Below are 16,366 nucleotides of genomic sequence, written 5' to 3' on the forward strand. Positions count from 1 at the left end.
ATCGACCGGCTCACTATCAACGGCAGTGGCTCCACGGTCATCGCCTCCGGCGCGCTCACCGCCCTCGAAGTCCACGGCAACGACAACACCATCACCTGGTCCGATGGAGCCCAGGCCCCGACTGCGGACACCGGTACCGGAAACCGCTACACCCGATAGTGTGCTATCGCGGCCAGTGCCTGGCCCGCCAGCAGGCCACCATCGTGCTCGGTACGGTGCTGCGCCGGCTGCCCGATCTCGCGCTGGCCCAAGCCGCGGGAGGAGGTGCGGCGCGCTGACCTGGCATACCCCGGGGCCTGGACAAACTGCCGGTTAGCTTCACGCCCGTCGTCGCGTCCTGTGCCGCGCCGGTGGGTCAAACGGCGTAGCGGGCGGCAAGGTCGACCACCTGGCGGGCGGCGGCCACCATCGCCCGATCGGCGAACCGCCCGTCGGGCAGCACCACGGTGCCGGAGTCGCGGTGCTGCGCCTCGGCGACCGCTGCGAGCAGTTCCCGGGCGCGGGCCACCTCACGGTCGGCCGGGCGGAACGCCTCGGCGATCACCGGAAGCTGCTGCGGGTGGATGGCCGCCCGGCCGAGAAAGCCGAGCCGCCGGCCGGCCACGCAGGAGGCGGCCAGCCCGGCGAGGTCGGCGACGTTCGCGTACACCGACATGGCCGGCGGCGGCAGCCCGGCCGCGCGAGCCGCGACCACAATCCGGCCGCGGGACCAGAGCAGGCCGTCGTCGGAGGCGACACCCAGGTCGGAGCGGAGGTCGGCCTCGCCGAGGCCGAGCGAGGCCACCGCCGGGTGCGCTGCGGCGATCCGGTATGCAGACTCCAGCCCGACGGCGGACTCGATCAGCGGATGCAGCAGGGTGCCGACGCGGGCGGCGACGGCGACGACGGTCGCCGGGTGCTCCACCTTGGGCAGGCGCAGCCCGGCCAGCCCCGGCCGGCCGGCGACGGCGGCCAAGTCGGCGTCGACGTCCGGGCCGGTCAGCTCGTTGACCCGGACCTGGACGGGCACCAGCGGCGGGTCGGCGAGGAACTCGGCGACCGCGTCCCGGGCGTACGCCTTGCGGCCGGCGGCGACCGCGTCCTCCAAGTCGATGATGACCGCGTCGGCGCCTGCGGCGACCGCCTTGGCGAACCGGTCGGGCCGGTCGCCGGGCACGTAGAGCCAGGTAAGCAGCATCAGATCACCCCGTGCTCGCGCAGCGCGGCCAACTCGTCGATGGTCAGGCCAAGCGCGCCGAACACCACGTCGGTGTCCTGGCCGTGGCGGCGGCCGGCGTGCCGGATCTCCCCCGGGCTGTCCGACATCCGGAACGGCACGTTCTGCATCCGTACCTCCCCCAACTCCTCGTCGGGGACGGTGACCACGGTGCCCAGCGCCGCGTACTGCGGGTCGGCGACGATGTCCCGCACGTCGTAGACGGGGGCCACGGCGGCCTGGGCCGCCTCGAACACGGCCACCACCTCGTCGCGGTCCCGCTTCGACACCCAGGCGCCGACCGCCGCGTCGAGTTCCTCGGCGTGCGCGGCCCGGCCGCTGCCGGTACCGAACCACGGCTCGTCGACCAGGTCCGGGCGACCGACGAGCCGGACCACCCGCTCGGCGATGCTCTGCGCGCTGGTGGACACGGCCACCCACCGCCCGTCGGCGCACTTGTAGGTGTTGCGCGGCGCGTTGTTGTTGGACCGGTTGCCCAGTCGCGGCTGCACGTAACCGAGCTGGTCGTACCAGGTGATCTGCGGGCCGAGCATCGCCATGATCGGTTCGATGATGGCCAGGTCGACCATCTGGCCTCGGCCGGTCAGGTCGCGGCCGCGCAGGGCCAGCATGACCGCGTACGCGGCGGCGAGCGCGGTGACCGAGTCGGCCAGCCCGAACGGGGGCAGGGTCGGCGGCCCATCGGGCTCCCCGGTGGCCGCCGCGAAGCCGCTCATCGCCTCGGCGAGGGTGCCGAACCCGGGCCGCAGCGCGTACGGGCCGACCTGTCCGAAGCCGCTGATCCGGGCGATCACCAGCCGCGGGTTGACCGCGTGCAGCTCGTCCGGCCCGAGGCCCCAGCGTTCCAGGGTGCCGGGGCGGAAGTTCTCCACCAGCACGTCGGCGTCGGCGAGCAGCCGGCGCAGCAGCTCCGCGCCCTCCGGCCGGGAGAGGTTGAGCGTGACGGTCCGCTTGTTGCGGCCGAGCACCTTCCACCACAGGCCGACGCCGTCCCTGGCGGGGCCGTGCCCCCGGGACGGGTCGGGCTTGGCCGGGTGCTCCACCTTGACCACGTCGGCGCCGAAGTCGCCGAGGAACGCGGCGGCCAGCGGGCCGGCGAACAGGGTGGCCAGGTCGACGACCTTGACGCCGTGCAGCGGTCCGGTCGTGGTCATGGCGTTCCCTTCGCCGGGTCGACGGCGGCCAGGAACACGTCCCCGTTGCCGAGCGCGGCGCCGCCGTCGGGGGTGCCGGCGGTGCGGCCGCTGACCAGCAGCCGGCCGTCGGATCCGAGGGTGGCGTAGACGTTCTCCTCGCCGAACGGGTCGGCCGCGTCGTCGCGGGCCGTGCCGTACTGGGCGACGGCGACCTGCCGGCCCTTGCCGTCGAGGCGCAGGGTGAGCACGTCCGCGCCGCCGGCCGGCACGCCGAGGGTGCTGCCGGTGAAGCCGACCACCGCGACGGTTCCGTCGGCGAGGGCCAGCACGTCGGTGCCGGCGTCCGCGCCGCGCCCGCCGGTGACGGTCCGCCAGCGCTGCGCGCCCTTCGCGGTGTACGCCACGGTGAGCACGTCCCCGGCGGTGGCGCCGGTGGCCACCACCTGGCCGGCGCCGGTGACCGTGACGCCGCCGAGCAGGTCGTCGCCCGTGCCGCCGGCGACGGTGAGCCAGTCGCGGGTGCCGTCCGGGGTGAACCGGGCGAGCCAGCCGTCGGCGCCGCCGAGCGGCGTGGTCCCGGGCAGCGCGCCGGAGGTGCCGCCGGCCACGTAGACGCCGTTCGCGTCGGCCGCGACGGCATACGCCTTGTCCTCGCCGGTGCCACCGAACTGCCGGGTCCAGGCCAGCGTGCCGTCCGGAGCGATCCGGGCGAGCACGGCATCCTTGTCGCCGGCGGTGGTCCCGCCGAACGCGCCGCTGGTGTAGCCCGCGACGTACGCGCCGCCGTCGGGGGCGGCGGTGATCGCGTAGAACCGGTCGGCCTTGGCGGGGTCGCCGGCCTGGGTGAGCCAGGCCCGCTGCCCGGTGGCCGTCAGCTTCGCCACGAACGCGTCGTCGGCGGGGCTGCCCGGGTGCCGGCCATCGAGGTCGCCGCGGGTGTACCCGGCGGTGAGCACGCCACCGTCGGGCAGCGACACGGTCCCGTAGAGACGGTCGTTGGCGGAGGTGCCGAACTGGCTGGTCCAGCGGACCGTGCGGTCGGCGGCGAGCCGGGTGACCACGGCGTCGAGGCCGCCGGCGTACGGCTGGCCGGCGACGCCGGCGGAGGCCGCGTAGCCGAGGGTGACCTCGCCGTCCGGGTGGGCGGCGACCCCGCCGGCCCAGTCGGCACCGGCGGTGCCGTGCAGCGGGGTGGGCAGCCCGGCCGGCGGGGTGACGCTGAGCGTGGCGGCCAGGTGCTTCAGGCCGTCGACGAACGCGGGCCGCCAGACGTCCCAGTCGTGCCCGCCGTCGAGCACGCGGAACTCGGCGGCGACGCCGTCTGCGCGGCGCACCGTGTTGTAGAGGGTGGCGGCCTCGTAGTCGAGGTCGTGCGCGGCGTCGGCCGGGCCGGGGTTGGCCCACTCGTCGTCGCCGACCGCGATGAACATCCGCACCGGCGACTCGGCGTCGAGGCCGGGGAGCAGGGCCGGGTAGTTCAGCCGCTGGTAGACCTCGTCGGAGAAGGGCTTGTCGCCGTCGCCGAACGCGCCGAACTCGCGGGCCGAGGAGTCGGCCGGCGGCAGCGGCCGGTAGACGGCGGGGCTGAGCACCAGCGCGTTGGCGAAGAGGTCCTGGTGGGCGAGGGCGTAGCGCAGCGCGCCGGCGCCGCCCATCGAGTAGCCGCCGACGAGCCGGGCGTTCCGGTGCGCGGCGGTGCGGTAGGTGGCGTCGACGTGCGCGACCAGGTCCCGGGTGAGCGCGGTCTCCACCGGCCGACCCGGGCGGTCGGCGCCCGTGTACGCGGAGTCGACGTACCAGTTGCCGCGCTCGCTCCACGGCGCGTCGGGCAGGACGGCGATCACCGGCGGCACCTCGCCGTCGGCGATGAGCCGGTCCAGGTCGCTCTTCACCCGGGTCCACGCCTGCATGGTGTCGCCGCGCCCGTGCAGTAGGTAGAGCACCGGGTAGCGGGTGCCGGCGTTCGCCGCGTCGGCGTAGCCGTCCGGCAGGTAGACGGTGTAGTCGATGCTGGTGCCGAGGGCCGGCGAGGGGGCCGTGGCGGTGGTGAGGGTGCCGGACCGCTCCTTCCCGGCGACGGCGGTCTCCGGCGCGAGGCCGGCGAGCCCGATCGCGGTCAGCAGGGCGACCAGGGCGGCGCCGGGGCGCCAGGGTCTTCTCATCGGAGGGCTCCTTCGGGCAGGTCGGCGGCGCAGCGGAAGCTGATCGAGGTGGAGCGGGTGAGGCCGGCGCCGGTGAGCAGCAGCTTCACCGACACGCCGGGCGGCTGGGGGCCTCCGTCGAGGTACCAGTCGGAGTCCTCCGCCCGGTAGGCGCAGCCGCCCTTGAGGATGACGAACCGGGTGCGCCCGTCGGAGTGCTCGCTCTCGGTCAGGTTCCACACCAGCGGCGCCCGCCGGACCAGCAGGCCCGCCTCGGCGGCCACCTGCCACTCGTCCTCGGTGGGCAGCCGCAGCCCGGCCCAGTCGGCGTACGCCCGGGCGTCGGCGAGGTCGACCCCGGTGACCGGGGCGTCGGCGGGGCCCTGGCCGGCGGTGAACCGCTCCGGCCGGACGGGCCGGTGACCGGTGGCGGCGAGGAAGCGGGCGTACTGGCCGTGGGTGACCTCGTGGGTGTCGATGGCGAAGCGGCCGAGCCGGACCTGGCGCCGCAGCGTGCCGGTGTGGTGCAGGCGAGGCGGCAGCGGCTTCCACTCGTCGACGTACGGGGCCTCGCCGTAGAGGCCGGTCTCCCGGACCCGGTGGTGCACGGTCAGCTCGTGCCGCCCACCCTCGACGGTCACCATGCCGTCGGGCGGGGCGGTGAGGGGCGACCACGGGGTGCGGGAGCGTACGGCGGCGCGGGCCGGGAAGGACGGGGCCCCGGTCGGCGGCTCGTGCCGGAGCGCCGGGGTGTCGGTGGCGACCACGGCGGCGATCGCCCCGGCGGGCAGCGGCCCGCCGACCGCGACCCGGCCGTCCTCGAGTTCGGTGACGGTCAGCTCCGTGCCGGTGACCAGGTCGACGAAGCGCCCCGGCCGGGGCTCGGTGAGCAGCCAGGGGCCGTCGTGGTCGGCGCCGCGGTTGACCACCGTCCACAGCGGCTGGTTGTCGTGGGTCCACCGGGACGCGTACACCTGGCCGGCGCCGGGGTGGTCGGCGAGCGGGACCCAGTCCTCGGCGCGCAACCACGCGGCGTGGCTGGCCTGCACCCGGCGCATGGCCCGCAGCACGGCCTTGTCCCGCTCGTTCCAGCCGACCCAGACGCCGAAGACGCTCTCCCAGACCAGCACGCCGCAGCCGTTGAGCCAGGCCGAGTGCAGCTCGTCGAGGTGGTCGCGGTGCCAGCGGCGGGTGTGGTGCAGGACGTGCCGGCGTTCGAACCACTTGGCCCGCAGCACACCTGGGGTGTCCGAGTCGGCGAACCACTGCGCCCAGGACATGGCGTGGTCTTCGATCCGGGCCAGCGGCACCCGGCTCTCTCCCTCTAGGACCAGGCCGGGGCGAACCGCGTCGAGCGCCTTGCGCAGCTCGCCGGCGCCCTCCTTGAGGGTGTCCAGGAAGACGCCGTCGACGCCGAGCCGGTCGGCCAGCGCCGCGACCTCCTCGGCGTCGGCGCCCGGCTCCCGCCTCGTGCCGGTGTCCCACGGGTTGTAGTCGACGAACACCCGGACCCCGGCGGCCTGGAACGCGCGCACCACGTCGGGCAGTTCGGGCACGTCGCGGTACCAGTCGAACTGATTGCGCTCGTCCAGCCCGATCACCGGGTACGCGTGCCAGAGCACCACCCCGTCGAAGCCGCCGAAGTCGCGCCGCGCCGCGTCGAGGAACGCCTCCACGGTGAACTCGCCGCGGTCGTGGTCGTACAGCGTCTCGTCCCAGAGCCAGGCCAGGCAGACGGTGAAGCAGTCGCCGGCAATCTCGTCGTAGTGCGCGCCGGTGTAGCCGAGCCGGGCGCGGGCGTCGGCCCGCCACCGGGTGAGCTGCTCCCGCCAGGCGGGCCAGTCGGCGGGGGCGTCGGGGGCGGCGAAGACCTTCGCCTCGTCCAGGGTGGTCAGGTCGGCGTGCGCGCCGAGCGGCACCTCGGTGGGCCGGTCGATCGGCCGGGGCACGTACGGGTTGAAGCTCACTCGACCCCTCCATAGGTGGCGGCGGACAGCGCGTCGATGGCGGCCCGCTCGGGCAGGGCGGTGGACGCGCCGGGGCGCTCGGCACAGGCCGCGCCGGCGGCGCACGCCCAGCGCAGCACGGCCGTGGCGGTGTCTCCGGTCAGCCCGCCGCGCTCGGCCAGGGCGACCGCGAGCGCGCCGGTGAACGCGTCGCCGGCGGCCGTGGTGTCCACCGCGTCGATCTTCGGGGCCGGCACCTCGATCCGGGCGCCGTCCCGGTCGGCGTAGGCGGCGCCGCGCGCGCCGAGGGTGAGCACCACCCGGGGCACCAGGCCGACCAGGGTGTCGAGCAGCGCCGCCGGCTCGTCGGTGAACACCCCGGCGACGACCGCGGCCTCGTGCTCGTTGACCACCAGCACGTCGACCAGGTCGAGCAGTTCGGTGGGGAGCGGCCGGGCCGGGGCGGCGTTGAGCACCACGGCGGCGCCGCCCGCGCGGGCCCAGCCGGCGGCCCGGGTGACCTCCGACAGCGGCACCTCCAGTTGCAGCAGCAGCACGTCGGCCGCAGCCACCGCGCTGCCGTCGGCGTCGTCGAGGGTCAGTGCGGCGTTCGCGCCGGGGGCTACCACGATGCAGTTCTCCGCCGTGTGGTCGACGGCGATCAACGCGACCCCGGACGGCCCGTCGGCGGCGCGCAGGCCGCGCAGGTCGACACCGGCGGCGGCCAGGTTGTCCCGCAGCAGCCCGCCGAACCCGTCGCCGCCGACCGCGCCGACGAAGGCGCAGTCCGCGCCGGCCCGGGCGGCGGCGACCGCCTGGTTGGCGCCCTTGCCGCCGGGCACCATCCGGAAGTCGTCGCCGAGCACCGTCTCGCCGGGGCGGGGCAGGTGCGGCGTGGTGACCACCAGGTCCAGGTTGGCGCTGCCGACCACCACCACCCGGGCGCTCATGCCAGGTTCCCGTGGACCAGGGTGAGGGTACGGTCGGCCAACTCGTCGAACCCGATGCCGTCGAAGCCGGCGATGCTGCTGGCCAGCCGGTTGCGCAGCGGCGCGACCCAGCGGCCCGGCAGCCGTGCGGCGCCGGTGAGCGCCCCGGTGACCGCGCCGACGGTGGCGCCGTTGGAGTCGGTGTCCCAGCCGCCGGCGACCACCGCGCAGATGGACTGTTCCAGGTCGCCCCGCCCGTACGCCAGGGCCGCCGCGACCAGGGCTGCGTTGTTGCGGACGTGCACCCAGTGCAGGTGACCGTGCCGCGCGTAGAGGGTGTCCACGATGCTCTCCCAGTCGTCGCCGGCCCCGAGGGCGCGCGCCTCCCGGATGGCGGCGGTGAACCGGCTGCCAGGGGGCAGCACCGACTCGCCCGCGTCCAGCACCGCGTCGACGTCGCCGGCCACCGGCGCCGCCGCCGCAAGGGCAGCCACCCAGATCGCCCCGTACGCCCCGGCCCGGACGTGGCTGACGGCGGCGTCGCGCCAGGCGGCCTCGGCGGCCCGGTCGGGGCGGCCGGGGTTGGTCCAGCCGTAGACGTCGGTGCGGATCTGCGCGCCGATCCACTCCCGGAACGGGTTGTGTCGGCGGGCGGTGTCCGGTGGGGTGAGGCCGAGCAGCAGGTTGCGGTAGGCGACCCGCTCGGCCGTGAAGACCCGCCCGGCGGGCAGCCAGTCCAGCCAGGCCTGCGCCACGTCGGCGCTGGTGAAGCCGGGTCCGTGGGTCTCCAGGACGCGCAGCGCCAGCAGGGCGAAGTTGAGGTCGTCGTCCTCGGGCATGCCGGCGATGTTCTCGGCCAGGCTGGTCGGTGCGCTGCGCCGGTTCCACGGCCAGCGGGCGGCCACGTCGGCCGGCAGCCCCCGCGCGGTGAACCAGTCGCGAAGCGGCCACCGGCCGGTGGCGGAGAGGATCTCCCGGATCCCGTGGCGGGGGATCTTCTCCACCGGCTTGCCGAGCAGGCAGCCGGCCGCCCGGCCGAGCCAGGCGCCGTGCAGCCGGTCCCGCTCGACGGTGGTCGGCAGGTCCCAGGCGCCCGGCCAGGTCTTGCGGACCGCGTCGAGGTCGTCGGGCTCGTCCGCGCCGTCGGGGCCGGGCAGCGCGTCGGCGGCGTCGAGCAGGTCGACGGCGAGGGCCCGCAGTTCCGGCGGGGCCGGCACCGGCGAGGCCCCGCTGACCGGGGCGGTGACGTCGCCGCCGGCCGCCGCCCAGCGGTCGGCGAGGGCGGTGACGTCGCGGCCCTCGTCGCGGCTGGCGGCCAGTTCGTGCGGCAACAGGTCCTCCGGCTGCACCCAGGTCAGCCGGAGCCCGCGGGCCGGCGTCCCGGCAGCGCTCATGCCAGCCCGCCGAACCGCTCGGCGCGCCGGGCGAAGCGGTCCCGGTCGCGGCCGAACACCTCGGTGGCCACCCCGGCGAGGACCCGGGCGGGCTCGACCAGGTCGGTGCGGGACGCCTCCGCGACCACGTCCGACCACTCGGCCGGCACCGCCGCCGCGCCGCCGAGCGCACCGGCGATGGCGCCGGCCATGGTGGCGGTGGAGTCGGCGTCCCGGCCGTAGTTGACCGAGCCGAGCACGGCCGCCCGGTAGTCGCCGCCGGCCACCACCAGCATGCCGAGCGCCACCGGCAGTTCCTCGATGGCGTGCAGCCGGCTCGGGCGGCGGGCGCCCAGGCCGGGGCTGCGGTACTCCTCCCCCACCGTGTCGTAGGGGGCCACCGCGGCGCGCAGCGCCGGGATGGCGGCCTTCCAGTCGTCGTGCCCGCGGGCCTCCTTGACCACCGCGTCGACGGCGGCGCGGGTGCCGTCGCGGGCCAGGTCGAGGGTGGCCGCGACGACATCGTCGACGCTCGCGCCGGGGGTCGCGGCGGCGGCCACCGCGGCGGCGAAGACCGCCGCGGCCTCCCGGCCGTAGCTGTGCTGGTGCGCCCCGGCGATCTCCACGGCCTCGGCGTACGCCCCGGCCGGGTCGCCGGCGTTGACGATGCCGACCGGGGCCATGTACATGGCGGCGCCGCAGTTCACGATGTTGCCCACGCCCGCCTCGCGCGGGTCGGCGTGGGCGTGGTGCAGGCGGGTGACCAGCCACCGCTCGGCCGCGGCCAGGCGGTGGAAGGTCACCCCCTCCCGCTCCAGGTCCGGGATGTACACCACCCGCTCGATCAGGTCGGGGACGAGCAGTTCCACCACGTCGTACGCGTCGAGGTGGTCCCGCTTGGCCGCGTACGCCCGGACCAGGGCGTGGGTCATCAACGTGTCGTCGGTGATGTGCCCGTCGCCCTTGTGGTAAGGCGCGAGTGGCCGCGCGGTGGCCCAGTCGGCGTGGTACGGGGGGACGATCCCCTCGACCCAGCCGCCGAAGCGGGCGCGGATCTGCTCCGGAAGGGCCGTCTCGGTGGCTCCGCCGAGGGCGTCGCCCACCGCGGCGCCGACCAGGCAGCCGACCGACGTGTCGAGCAAGAGTGACATGGTTACCTCAGAACCTGCTTGCCACCGTCGACCAGCTGCGTGCCGAGCTGGTCCAGGGTGATCTTGTTGGCGAAGTACTGCTGGAGGGCCGGGGTGGCGTACTTGGTCTTCCACTCCGGGTAGCCGGATGCCTTCTGGAACGGGGCGACGGTCAGGTCGGCGGCGCTGTCCGCGGCGACGTCCCAGCCCTGCTTGCCGCCGGTGGCCTTGACCAGCTCCTCGTTGGCCTGCTTGCCGGTGGGCACCAGCCAGTCGCCCTTGGCCAGGGCGGCCATGTTGGTCGGGTTGAGGAACCACTCCAGGAACTGCGCGGCCTGCTTCTTGTGCTTGCTGTCCTCGGCGATGGACAGGGTCTGCGGGTTGGCGGCCTGCTTGGTGGAGAGGCCCTTGATCGGCGGGAGGGTCACCCACTCGAAGCCGGCGGGGGCCTGCTCGACCATCTGCTGGCGCAGCGAGACCGAGCCGGGGAGCATGGCGTACTTGCCGCCGAAGAAGCCGGGCAGGGTGTCCGCGCCGCTCATGCCCAGCGCCTCCGGGGAGGCGGACTTGCTGGTGTAGAGCATGTCGTGGATCCGCTTCGGCACCTCCTTCTCGGCGTCGCCGACCTTGACCTCGGTCTTGCCGCCGTCGGTGTAGAAGAACTTGCCGTCGTAGTTGAGCGCCAGGTTCAGCACCCGGTTGGTGGGCGACTTGAGCGCCCAGGCGGCGCCGTACTGGCCCGGCTTGGTGAGCTTCTGGGCGTTGGCCTGGAACTCGTCCCAGGTCCAGCCGCCGTCGGCGGGCGGGACGGCGATGCCGGCGGCGTCGAGCAGCTTCTTGTTGGCGATGACGACCTGCGACTCCAGCAGGAACGGCACGCCGGTGACCTTGCCGTCGAAGGTGGCGGTGTCCCAGACGCCCGGGTCGATCTGGCCCTTGAAGTCGTCGCCGAGCAGCTTGGAGAGGTCGGTCAGGTAGCCCTGCTTGCTGAACTCGCCGATGGCGGAGGCCTCGTAGTGCACGATGTCGGCGACGTCGCCGCCCTCGAACGAGGTGACCAGCTGGTCGTGGATCGAGTTCCAGTCACCCTGGACGTACTCGACCTGGATGTCCGGGTGCTCGCTGTTCCACTTGGCGACCAGGTCCTTGTTGGCCTGCAGCGACTCCTTCTGCCAGGCGAGGCTGAGGAAGCGCAGCTTGGCCGGGCCGGACGAGTTCTCGTCCTCGCCGCCGCCGTCACCGCACGCGGTGAGGGCGCCGAGCCCGACGACCGCGACCGCGGTGGCCGCGGCGAGTCGACGGAATCTGCTACGGAGCATGGGGGGATTCCTCCTTGGTGGTGGTTGGGGGATGTGGTCAGCCCTTGACCGCGCCGGCGAGCGACCCGGACGAGAGGCGGCGTTGCATGACCGCGAAGAAGATCAGGCTGGGCAGGGTGGCCAGCAGCGAACCGGCCGCCAGCGGACCCAGGCGGGCGGTGCCCTCGATGCCGACGAACCGGGCCAGGGCGACCGGCAGGGTCGCCAGCTCGGGGGTCTTGACCAGCACCAGGGCGAAGAAGAACTCGTTCCAGGCGGAGATGAAGGAGAACAGCGCGGTGGCCACGATGCCCGGGGCGAGCAGCGGGAAGACCACCCGGCGCAGCACCTGGAGCCGGCTGGCGCCGTCGACGCTGGCCGCCTCCTCCAGCTCGCGGGGGATGTTGCGGACGAAGCCCTGGAGCATCCACAGGGCGAACGGCAGCGCCCAGACCACGTAGATCAGCACCAGCCCGGCGTGCGTGTTGGCCAGCCCGACCTGCCGCAGGATCAGGAAGATCGGGATGATCAGCAGCACGAACGGGAACAGCTGCGACAGCAGCACCCAGCCCAGCGCGACGGTGCCGAGCTTGGTCCGGAACCGCGCGAGGGCGTACGAGGCGGGCAGCGCGACCAGCACGGTGAGCACCGCCGAGGCGAGCGACACCTGGAGGCTGTTCAGCGCGGCCCGGCCGAGCTGCTGCTCGGTGAAGGCCTGCACGAAGTTCTGCACGGTGGGGTTGCTCGGGATGAGCGTGGGGTGCAGCTGCACCAGCTCGCGCGGCGGCTTGAACGCGGTGGAGAGCAGCCAGACCAGCGGGAACCCGAGGAAGATCAGGTAGCCGGTCAGCGCGACGTACTGGAGCGTCCGCCCGGTGCGGCTCGGCTTTCCGAACATGTCAGTTCGCCTCCCTCAACCGGCGACGCAGGTAGACCGCGAGCAGCGCGACGATGATCACGACCATGACGTTGCCGAGGGCGGCGGCGTAGCCGTAGTTGCCGTAGCGGAACGCCTCCTCGTAGGCGAAGAGCATCGGCAGCATGGTCTTGCCGCCCGGCCCGCCCGCGGTGAGCACGTAGACCAGGCCGAACGAGTTGAAGTTCCAGATGAAGTCCAGCGAGGTGATCGCCACGACGACCGGCGCGATGGCGGGCAGCGTGACGTTGCGGAACCGGTGCCAGGTGGAGGCCCCGTCCACCGCGGCCGCCTCGTGCAGCTCCCGCGGCACGCCCTGCAGGCCGGCCAGGAGGACGACGGTGGTCTGCGGCATGCCGGCCCAGACGCCGACGAGGATGACCGCGGGCAGGGCGGTGCTGAAGTCGCCGAGCCAGTTGGTGCGCAGCCCGTCGGCGCCGACCCGGTGGAAGAACTCGTTCAGCAGGCCGGCGTCCGGGTGGTAGACCAGCTTCCAGAGGATGCCGACGACCACGGGCGGCATCGCCCAGGGCACCACGGCCAGCACCCGGGCCACACCGCGGAAGCGCAGCCGCTGGTTGAGCAGCAGGGCCAGGCCGAGGGCGAGCACGAACTGGAGCACGGTCACCCCGACCGCCCAGAGCAGGCCGATCTTGAACGAGTTCCAGAACAGCTCGTCGCCGAGCAGTTCCCGGTAGTTGGCCAGCCCGGTGAAGCTGATCTCGACGTTGCGCCCGGCCCGGGCGTCGGTGAAGCCGAGGTAGATGCCGCGCACCAGCGGGAACACCGACAGCACCACGATGGGCAGCAGCGACGGGAGCAGCAGCAGGTAGATGCCGAGCCGGTCGGAGCGGGACCGGGCTCTGCGGGGCCCGTCGGCGCGGGCGACGTCGGGCCGTTCGGCCACGGTGGTCATGCCGTCACCTCCGGGGTACGCGGCGCGGGCGCCGGCTCGGCCGGCGCGGGGACGAACGGCGTCGCGGCGCTGGAGGCGCGCACGGCGAGGCTGGGGGCGACCTGCTCGCGGCGCGGCGGCAGGGCCGGGTCGGCGATGCGCTGGAGCAGCAGTTCGGCGGCGCGGCGACCGCGCTCGGCCGAGCCGAGGGAGACGCTGGAGAGCTGGGGGAACATCATCCGGGCCAGCTCGGTGTCGTCCATGCCGACGACCGCCACGTCCTCGGGGACGCGCCGGCCGGCGGCCAGCAGGGCGTGCAGCGCGCCGACGGCGATCAGGTCGTTGGCGCAGACCAGCGCGTCGGGCTCGGCGCGGGCCAGCAGGCGCTCGGTGGCGGCCCGGCCAGCCGCGTACCGGAAGTCGCCGACCTCGACGAGGCGCTCGTCGAGCGCGATGCCGTGCCCGGCGAGGGCGGCCCGGAAGCCGGCGTCACGGGCCGCGCCGGGCACCGTGTCCAGCGGGCCGTTGACGAAGCCGATCCGCCGCCGCCCGGCCGCGACCAGGTGGTCGACGGCCAGCCCCACGCCGGTACGCGAGTCGGTGCGGACGTTGTCCACCGGCGCGTCGGCGGCGAGCTGGCCGATCACGACCACCGGCACCGGGCTGTCGACCAGCGCGGCTAGGTGGTTGTCGGTGACCCGGATCGGGGAGATGATCATCCCGTCGACGTAGCGATGCGCGAGCCGGCGCAGCAGCGCGGTCTCGTTGGCGATCTGCCCGCCGGTGGCGTGCACCAGCAGTTGCCGCCCGGAGGCGGCGACCACCGACTCGATGGCCCGCATCATCTCGACGTAGACCGGGTTTCCGATGTCCTCGACGGCGAGCGCGACCAGGCCGGTGCGCTGCGACTGGAGCGAGCGGGCGATGGCGTTGGGCACGTACCCGACCTCGGCCGCCGCCGCGCGGACCTTGCGGATGGTCTCCGGGCTGCCGCCGACACCGTTGAGCACGCGAGAGGCGGATGCGATGGAAACACCGGCGCGGGCGGCGACGGTGTGAACAGTAGGCCGGCCGTCGACCGACTCCGGTAAACGTTTACGACCCACGCCCCGCACCCCCACCTGTCTGCTGTAAACGTTTCCGGGAGTCTCCGCCCGAGTTGACGGTCAGGTCAAGAGCTCGTTACGAAAACGTTTCCCACCGCGCCGACCTGGGCGATCCGGCACAGCCGCCACACCGGGCAACCTGCCGGGTGTCTCACCCCATCTCTGCTGGTCCGCTCCCGTTACGACGACACCGCCACCCGGCCTTGCGGAGCTGCTGCAGATACTGGCTGGGTAGGGCAATTGCGCCGAGCAACGCATACCAGCAGCGATCGAGACATCCCAGACACTGCTCGTCACGTGCCTGCGCCACCGGGCGGCGGGTCTCCGCGGTCAACCCCATGGCCATCGCTCGATACCGCGGAGGCGTCTTCCACCCCATCGCCCGGGTCCTGCTCGCTGTGGCACCCATACCCGAACAGGCCGCGAAACCTACCCGAGTCCAACTGCGATCACTGCTGAAGCAAGCCGGCCACAAGAAACCCCATCGACACCGATGTGGAGCACCGCACTACGTGCTCCGCAAAGTGCGGCAACTGCCGGGCGATGGGCCGCCAGTCTCCGGCACACCGGGATCGTCGCTGACCAACGGCACCCGGATCACCGAGGACGGCTCGCCCTCGGTGTAGTCCTCGTCGCGGGGATAGGCGAGGTAGTGGTAGGCCCGCCGTTGGGTGCTGTCGTGCACGTCGAAACCGATGCGCTCCGCGCCGTACTCGTCGTGGTCGAGCGCGACGAACGCATGCGAGACCAGGCTCGCACCTTCAGCGAGCTGTACTACGAGGTCGGCGAGTTGACCATAGTCGCCACCACTGGGCAACCCACTCGATCCGGTACCGACCGTCCGCAATTCACCCGATCCTCGCTGCGCTGCCCGTAGCCGGCACCGCACATCGCGTCCGCTTCGGCGCACATCAACGCCTGGGTGAACGCTTTGATCACGAGACCGTCGCCGGCGGCGGCCGGTTCGACACCGACCGCGAGGGCTACACGGCGATGAGGAAGTACGCCAGACAGTGGCCGAACCGGGTCTGGGCGATCGAGGGCTGCCAGGGCATCGGCCGGCACATCGCCAACCGGCTACTCGCCGACGGCGAGCAGATCGTCGACGTGCCACCGAAGCTGTCCGCCAGGGCGCAGGTATTCGCCACCGGGCAGGGCCGCAAGGCTACGACGCACAGGTTAAAGATCAAGTTTAACCGTCTCGTGGTGCGCGACCGCTCAACGCTGACGCCGCCGATCGATCTCGGCGAGGACTCGGTCTGCGTGCGGGCGTAACTGGGTCGTCAGCTCGTACCCGAGATCCTGCCAGCGCTTCTCGGACATTCTCACCGGCACCGGGTGCTTACGGCGCGGCCACCACGACCTCGGCGACGTTCCCGCTGTAGCAGGTGGTGGTGGCGATGTTCGGGGCGGAAACCGGGTAGGCACCGTAGACGACGTAAGTTACGCCGGTCTGGAGGTTGCGGCACTGGATCTGCACCCGGTAGCTACCGGTGTCACACTGGACGCTGCCCCGACCGTAGTAGTGCTTGATGCCCTCGTGGACCCACTCCATCCATGAAGCGCAGCCGGTGACACCGGTGCCCGGCGGATCCTGCACGGCGTACACCTGCTCCGCGACGTTCCCGCTGTAGCACGTGGTGGTGGCGGTGCTCGGGGCGTTGACGACCTCGGTGCCGTAGACCACGTAGCCCACGCCAGTCTGAGCGTTGCGGCACTGGATCTTCACCCGGTAGCTACCGGTGTCACACTGGACCCTGCCCCGACCGTAGTAGTGGCTACTGCCCTCGTGGACCCACTCCATCCATGGTGCGCAGCCGGTGACACCGGTGCCCGGCGGATCCTGCACGGCGTACACCTGCTCCGCGACGTTCCCGCTGTAGCACGTGGTGGTGGCGGTGCTCGGGGCGTTGACGACCTCGGTGCCGTAGACCACGTAGCCCACGCCAGTCTGAGCGTTGCGGCACTGGATCTTCACCTTGTAGCGCCCGGTCGAGCAGGTCACCTTGCCGCGGCCCTGGTAGTAGCTGTTTCCCTCGACGACCCATTCGATCGAGGTGGTGCAACCGGTAGGTTCGGACAGTGTGGACCCGACAGCGAGGGCGACAGGCTCCGCTGCCGGGGCCGCCTCGGCGGGAGCCGTCAGAGCAGACAGGCCGAGAAGGGCCGCAGCGAGCGTCGCGAGGGTACGCCTGAACATGACAGTCTCCTGATGGCCGTGGGGTCACAGCTTTCGTCGCGGAATAGCCATGCTAGAGAAATTATCGATGCCCGTCGAGA

Annotated in this window: 15 protein-coding genes; 2 read left to right on the plus strand and 13 right to left on the minus strand. The window is 73.3% G+C overall.

Annotated features, from left to right (window positions below):
* The first annotated feature begins 15 nt into the window (after positions 1–15).
* A complete protein-coding gene (locus C5N14_RS34365; protein ID WP_371685945.1) occupies positions 16–159 on the plus strand; it encodes a DUF3060 domain-containing protein in 144 nt (47 codons plus the stop codon).
* 196 nt (positions 160–355) lie between these two features.
* On the opposite strand, the gene C5N14_RS30745 is transcribed toward C5N14_RS34365, so the two are convergent.
* The 12 genes from C5N14_RS30745 to C5N14_RS31890 form a co-directional block, all read right to left on the minus strand.
* A complete protein-coding gene (locus tag C5N14_RS30745) occupies positions 356–1,177 on the minus strand; it encodes a CoA ester lyase (protein ID WP_117673309.1) in 822 nt (273 codons plus the stop codon).
* Positions 1,177–2,370: a CaiB/BaiF CoA-transferase family protein gene (locus C5N14_RS30750; RefSeq protein WP_117673311.1), complete on the minus strand. Its 1,194-nt coding sequence runs from the start codon at positions 2,368–2,370 to the stop codon at positions 1,177–1,179. The genes C5N14_RS30745 and C5N14_RS30750 overlap by 1 nt, the downstream gene beginning before the upstream one ends.
* Positions 2,367–4,514, minus strand: a complete 2,148-nt coding sequence (locus C5N14_RS30755) for an alpha/beta hydrolase-fold protein (protein WP_117673313.1) — start codon at positions 4,512–4,514, stop codon at positions 2,367–2,369. Before C5N14_RS30755 ends, C5N14_RS30750 begins: the two co-directional genes overlap by 4 nt.
* On the minus strand, positions 4,511–6,460 hold the full coding sequence (locus C5N14_RS30760; RefSeq protein WP_117673314.1) for an SUMF1/EgtB/PvdO family nonheme iron enzyme: 1,950 nt from the start codon (positions 6,458–6,460) through the stop codon (positions 4,511–4,513). Before C5N14_RS30760 ends, C5N14_RS30755 begins: the two co-directional genes overlap by 4 nt.
* Positions 6,457–7,389 carry a PfkB family carbohydrate kinase gene (locus tag C5N14_RS30765; protein ID WP_117673316.1) on the minus strand — a complete coding sequence of 311 codons (933 nt, stop codon included), beginning with the start codon at positions 7,387–7,389 and terminating at the stop codon, positions 6,457–6,459. Before C5N14_RS30765 ends, C5N14_RS30760 begins: the two co-directional genes overlap by 4 nt.
* Positions 7,386–8,762 (minus strand): ADP-ribosylglycohydrolase family protein, encoded by a 1,377-nt coding sequence (locus C5N14_RS30770; RefSeq protein WP_117673318.1) that lies wholly within the window; start codon positions 8,760–8,762, stop codon positions 7,386–7,388. The genes C5N14_RS30765 and C5N14_RS30770 overlap by 4 nt, the downstream gene beginning before the upstream one ends.
* On the minus strand, positions 8,759–9,892 hold the full coding sequence (locus C5N14_RS30775; RefSeq protein ID WP_117673320.1) for an ADP-ribosylglycohydrolase family protein: 1,134 nt from the start codon (positions 9,890–9,892) through the stop codon (positions 8,759–8,761). Before C5N14_RS30775 ends, C5N14_RS30770 begins: the two co-directional genes overlap by 4 nt.
* Before the next feature lie 2 nt (positions 9,893–9,894).
* On the minus strand, positions 9,895–11,190 hold the full coding sequence (locus C5N14_RS30780) for an ABC transporter substrate-binding protein (RefSeq protein ID WP_117673321.1): 1,296 nt from the start codon (positions 11,188–11,190) through the stop codon (positions 9,895–9,897).
* 37 nt (positions 11,191–11,227) lie between these two features.
* Positions 11,228–12,067, minus strand: a complete 840-nt coding sequence (locus C5N14_RS30785; RefSeq protein ID WP_091258304.1) for a carbohydrate ABC transporter permease — start codon at positions 12,065–12,067, stop codon at positions 11,228–11,230.
* 1 nt (position 12,068) lies between these two features.
* Complete coding sequence (locus C5N14_RS30790) at positions 12,069–13,001, minus strand: carbohydrate ABC transporter permease (RefSeq protein ID WP_117673323.1); 933 nt, start codon at positions 12,999–13,001, stop codon at positions 12,069–12,071.
* Positions 12,998–14,101 (minus strand): LacI family DNA-binding transcriptional regulator, encoded by a 1,104-nt coding sequence (locus C5N14_RS30795; RefSeq protein ID WP_371685944.1) that lies wholly within the window; start codon positions 14,099–14,101, stop codon positions 12,998–13,000. The genes C5N14_RS30790 and C5N14_RS30795 overlap by 4 nt, the downstream gene beginning before the upstream one ends.
* 493 nt (positions 14,102–14,594) lie before the next feature.
* Complete coding sequence (locus C5N14_RS31890; RefSeq protein ID WP_165878296.1) at positions 14,595–14,933, minus strand: hypothetical protein; 339 nt, start codon at positions 14,931–14,933, stop codon at positions 14,595–14,597.
* Positions 14,934–15,079: 146 nt separating this feature from the next.
* Here C5N14_RS31890 and C5N14_RS33700 point away from each other — a divergent pair, with 146 nt between their 5' ends.
* Entirely contained in the window at positions 15,080–15,361 is a 282-nt protein-coding gene (locus C5N14_RS33700; RefSeq protein ID WP_243640282.1) for a hypothetical protein, read from the plus strand.
* A gap of 67 nt (positions 15,362–15,428) precedes the next feature.
* On the opposite strand, the gene C5N14_RS30805 is transcribed toward C5N14_RS33700, so the two are convergent.
* On the minus strand, positions 15,429–16,286 hold the full coding sequence (locus C5N14_RS30805; protein WP_128763714.1) for a hypothetical protein: 858 nt from the start codon (positions 16,284–16,286) through the stop codon (positions 15,429–15,431).
* Positions 16,287–16,366: the final 80 nt, after the last annotated feature.

Origin of the sequence: Micromonospora sp. MW-13, assembly GCF_003434305.1 — a bacterium.
Taxonomy (GTDB): domain Bacteria; phylum Actinomycetota; class Actinomycetes; order Mycobacteriales; family Micromonosporaceae; genus Micromonospora.